This is a genomic window from Burkholderia sp. LMG 13014 (assembly GCF_905232215.1).
Lineage (GTDB): Bacteria > Pseudomonadota > Gammaproteobacteria > Burkholderiales > Burkholderiaceae > Burkholderia.
Map to the genome: position 1 here is coordinate 1 of NZ_CAJNKE010000951.1, position 1,517 is coordinate 1,517.

General features: G+C 62.9%; 2 protein-coding genes and 1 pseudogene. 2 read left to right on the top strand and 1 reads right to left on the bottom strand.

All coding sequences use genetic code 11. The annotated features are described in order from the left end of the window. Positions 1-74 precede the first annotated feature (74 nt). The gene (locus JYJ84_RS36440) at positions 75-413 is read right to left on the bottom strand and encodes a P-II family nitrogen regulator (protein WP_027789049.1); all 339 of its coding nucleotides are present in this window, start codon (positions 411-413) and stop codon (positions 75-77) included. Positions 414-768: 355 nt separating this feature from the next. Here JYJ84_RS36440 and JYJ84_RS36445 point away from each other — a divergent pair, with 355 nt between their 5' ends. Together JYJ84_RS36445 and JYJ84_RS36450 are read left to right on the top strand one after the other, a co-directional pair. After that, positions 769-1,020, top strand: a complete 252-nt coding sequence (locus JYJ84_RS36445) for an accessory factor UbiK family protein (RefSeq protein WP_006489451.1) — start codon at positions 769-771, stop codon at positions 1,018-1,020. A gap of 344 nt (positions 1,021-1,364) precedes the next feature. Further along, a pseudogene (locus JYJ84_RS36450) lies at positions 1,365-1,475 on the top strand (ATP-binding protein); the annotation flags it as partial. Between the last annotated feature and the right edge of the window lie 42 nt (positions 1,476-1,517).

Sequence of the window (1,517 nt, forward strand, 5' to 3'; positions counted from 1 at the left end):
AGCCAGCCATCAGCAGGGACATCAGAAGTTTGCGCATCTTGGGTTTCCTCTTGTCGCTTGTCTTGTCTGTTCTGTTACAGCGCGTCTGCGCCGGTCTCCCCGGTGCGAATCCGGATCACCTGTTCGATCGCCGTGACGAAGATCTTGCCGTCGCCGATCTTGCCGGTGCGCGCGGCCCGCTCGATCGCCTCGACCGCCTGGTCGACGAGATCGTCGGACACGGCGGCCTCGATCTTCATCTTCGGCAGGAAATCGACCACGTATTCGGCGCCGCGGTACAGCTCGGTATGCCCCTTCTGGCGCCCGAACCCTTTCACCTCCGTGACCGTGATGCCCGAGACGCCGAGGGCCGACAGCGCCTCGCGCGTCTCATCGAGCTTGAACGGCTTGATGATTGCGGTAATGAGTTTCATGAAGTCCTCTCGCTGGGTTGTCCCGTCGAATTGGTTGGAATGTTGTAACGGACTCTCCTCAGCAACTCGCATGCCATGTCGGTTCGAGCACCGTTTCAAAGGGCTTCATCAAGGGGTCGCATCCCGTGATGTAAGGTGCGGAAGCCCGGCCGAATGGCCAACATGGCCCGGTTTGCTGGCGCAGCGAAAGGATCGTTGCTAGAGTGCACGCACGTCCCGGATCGCCGGGGCATTCACCCATGCGGGCGCCATGCCCGGAATTCGCGCCCCGGGCGCACCATTTCCGGTCATGCGTGCATCATGGGCACGTACGCAACTGAAGATGCACATTTTTTGTGCAAGGAAGGGGAATCACATGAAGCAACCCAGCGACGTTTTCAACGATCTGCAGTCGCGCGTCAGCGATCTGCTGAAAAACTCGCCGGCCAAGGACGTCGAGCGCAACGTGAAGGCCATGCTGTCGCAAGGCTTCTCGAAACTCGATCTCGTCACGCGCGAGGAATTCGACACGCAGGCACAGGTGCTCGCCCGCACCCGCGTGCGCCTCGAGGAACTCGAAAAGCGCGTCGCGGAACTTGAGCAGAAGCTCGCCGCGCCGCAAGCCTGACGCCCTACCCGGCCGCAAGGTCCGGGCGCGGGCCGCCTCGTGCGGCTCGCGCCCGCCACACTGAAGCACTGAAGTCGTCCCCGCTCTTCGTCGTCCGTCGTTCTCCGCAGTCCCCCTGCTCTTCGCTGTCCGTCGCTCTTCGCTGTTCATTGCTCTTCGCCGTCCCTCGCTCTTCGCCGTCCCTCGCTCTTCGCCGTCCCTCGCTCTTCGCAGCCCCCCCGCTCTTCGCAGTCCCTCGTTCTTTCCCCGCGCCACGCCGGCAAGCGCGCACCGATTCTCCGATTCCCGCGGCATGCGGCCCCGAACGGCCGTCGCCCGTCCGTCTTGTTTACAGGAGCCTCGCCATGTCGCTCGCCGTGGTGCGCAGTCGCGCGCCCGCCTCCGGCCGCGCGCCGGACGTCACCGTCGAAGTCCATCTCGCCAACGGGCTGCCGTCGTTCTCCATCGTCGGTCTATAATTGCACCTAACATTACAAACATGTAATAAGACCAATGAC